The sequence below is a fragment of the Nonomuraea antri genome, assembly GCF_013283785.1.
GTDB lineage: Bacteria > Actinomycetota > Actinomycetes > Streptosporangiales > Streptosporangiaceae > Nonomuraea > Nonomuraea antri.
The window spans coordinates 1-2,492 of the sequence record NZ_JABCPZ010000479.1 but is presented as its reverse complement, the minus strand read 5'-3'; the positions used below and the strand labels follow the sequence as shown (position 1 = coordinate 2,492).

Here is a 2,492-nt window from a genome sequence, read left to right as displayed (position 1 = left end):
ATCCCGGCCCCACCAAGGCCCCCGCCCCCGTGGCCAAGACGAAAGCGCCCAAGCCCAAGACGCGGGTGCTCTCGTCCGGGACCTGCGGCGCCTCGTACTACGACGAGCCCCAGATGACGGCAAGTGGCGAGCGCTTCAACCCCGCGGCCATGACCGCTGCCCACAAGACCCTCCCCCTGGGCAGCAAGGTCCGCGTCACGAACCCCCGCTCGGGCAAGGTCGTCACGGTACGCATCAACGACCGCGGCCCCTACATCGGCGGCCGCTGCCTCGACCTCTCCGAAGCCGCCTTCTCCGCCATCGGCAACACGAACGCGGGCGTGATGACGGTCAAGTACGAGGTCCTGTCCCGCTGACCCACGCTGCCCCCGCATTTGACCAGCACTGACCCGTACTGACCGCGCTGCCTCCGCACTACCCTTGCGCCGGCTCCATGTTGGCCTCACCCGATGTCGCGCCTCAGCACCCCCGCATCACCTCACGCGACACCCCGGTCCCCCGCATGACACGCCCCGCCTTGCCAGCGGGACGCGCCCCCTCCTCACTCCCGACAGGGCGCGCGTCCTCCGCCTCGCTCTGGCGGCACCCCCCATCACCCCCCACGACACTCCCGCGCCCTGTCGCCCCACATGACACGCTCCGCCTTGCCAGTGGGACGCGCCTTCCTCCTCACTCCCGACGGGGAACACGCGTCCTCTGCCTCGCCCTGGCGGCATCTCCGTGTCCCCCATGACCAAACGCCGGCTCACCGCGTGGCACCCCCTGCGTCACTTCATGCGAAGCGCCCCGCACATCACTTATGCAGCACGCCCGTGCGTCTCTCCACGCGGCACATCCCCTGCATCTCTATGCGGCTCGCCCCCGTGTCCCCCGCATAGCACCCACGCGCCGCCCCCGCACGAGTACGCCCCGTCTACACCCGCGCAGGGCACCACCGCGTCGGCCTGCGTGACATGACATGCCCCCTTGTCGCTCTGCACGACATGCCACGCGCCGCCTGCGGGAGCCCCGCACTCCCCCTCATACCGACGCCTCCGTGCGCGCCTTCTCCAAAGACCCCTCTTCATGGACGCCCTCTCCCCCGAGAAACCCCGTCCATAGTGGTCGCCTTCTGCGGGCGTCCGGAACGCCGGCTTTGCTACTTGACCAGCCGGACCGTCAGCGGGTAGCGGAAGTCGCCTTCCGTGAGAGCCGAGATGCCCCCGACGACGGAGAGGACCGCCGCGCCCAGCCAGACCACCGGCAGCAGCACGACGCCCACGAACGTCAGCGTCAGCAGGATCGTCACGCCCACGGCCGTGAGCTGGAAGTTCAGCGCCTCCATCGCGTGCTTGCGGATGTAGGGCGAGGTCTTGCCGCCGATCAGCAGGAACAGCAGCGGCCCGAGAATCGGGAACCCGATGATCGGGAGCACGTGCGCTGCGGCGGCGCCGAGGCGCTCGTTGCTCTCCGGGAGCCGCTCGGCGCGGATCCGCGGCGGCAGCGGCGCGAGTTGGGGCACGGCTTGCGGGCCGTACAACTCGGTCATGATGGGCATCAGATCAGCGTGGGTACGCGCGGTCATCGCGCGTTCCAGGCGCTCGTCGAACTCGAATTTGTCGAAGCGGCCTTCCGCGTATGCGGTCTTGACGTGCTCGACCACGTGTTCCCGGTCCTGGTGGGTGACGCGCAGATGAGCTGGCGGCACCTGTTTCGGCCCGGCGGGTGTCGGTACCCCAGCCATAAGAGCCATGCCTCTCCTTAGGGAAACGAGCAGATACCAGACATCCTGCGTCGTGCGGGCCCGACGTGCCATCGGGAGAATCCCCGATGTGTCCCCTAGATCGTCCCCGACGCGGCGGCTCCAGACGGTATAAAAAGGATGCATGAGATGGCGAGACCGCTACGGCATCCGGCGACTGCGCGGCCCTAAGATCGCGAAGTTCGACCGCGAGGCGACAGACGCCGACATCGAGGCGCTTATCGCCTTTGCCCGTTCGCGGCGTGGCGTTGAGTTCTACGTCGAGCCGGAGACTTTCGCCACCGACACGACGGCTGTGGCGGTGGCCGACGACGGCGAGTGGACTCGGCGCAGAGTCGGCTCCCCCGCCGTCATCCACAAGGTCGCGCGCGACCTCGCATTACCGGTGTACGACGTGCAGCTCACCGGATACCCGCAACGAATGCGCGCTTACAACGAGCGCCGCCGGCAAGAAGGCAACAGCAACCCATAATCCTTTCCCGCGCGCTCGGCTGAGCCGTTTCCAGCACTGATGGCGGTTGGCCAATCCTCGCTTCTCCTTCTCGTGCTTCCTTGGTCGTTCCGTCCACGGGCTACTACCATCTACCGGCTCTCTCGCCGATCGGTGGCTGTCAGGTTGGGGCGTCGGGCGGTTTTGTGCTCATGACGCTTTCCTGCGGAGCCAAGGTTCGCGTTTCCCGTTTCATGCGGCCTCTTTCTCTTCCGCTATGAGAGCGATCAAGGGGAGGAGCCAGGTGGCGCGGGGTGGGCC

3 protein-coding genes are annotated in these 2,492 nt (G+C 67.7%); 2 read left to right on the top strand and 1 reads right to left on the bottom strand.

Going from position 1 to position 2,492, the window contains the following annotated elements; translation table 11 throughout:
* A partial coding sequence (locus HII36_RS54655; protein ID WP_236005224.1) for a septal ring lytic transglycosylase RlpA family protein occupies nt 1-356 on the top strand: 356 nt, incomplete at its 5' end.
* 782 nt (nt 357-1,138) lie between these two features.
* On the opposite strand, the gene HII36_RS54650 is transcribed toward HII36_RS54655, so the two are convergent.
* Entirely contained in the window at nt 1,139-1,732 is a 594-nt protein-coding gene (locus HII36_RS54650) for a DUF1707 and DUF4870 domain-containing protein (RefSeq protein ID WP_236005223.1), read from the bottom strand.
* A gap of 133 nt (nt 1,733-1,865) precedes the next feature.
* Here HII36_RS54650 and HII36_RS54645 point away from each other — a divergent pair, with 133 nt between their 5' ends.
* A complete protein-coding gene (locus HII36_RS54645) occupies nt 1,866-2,213 on the top strand; it encodes a hypothetical protein (RefSeq protein WP_173531291.1) in 348 nt (115 codons plus the stop codon).
* Nucleotides 2,214-2,492: the final 279 nt, after the last annotated feature.

Coding starts and splice junctions, on each gene's coding strand:
- HII36_RS54650 (WP_236005223.1), bottom strand. CDS start 1,732: ATGGCTCTTATGGCTGGGGTACCGACACCCGCCGGGCCGAAACAGGTG.
- HII36_RS54645 (WP_173531291.1), top strand. CDS start 1,866: ATGAGATGGCGAGACCGCTACGGCATCCGGCGACTGCGCGGCCCTAAG.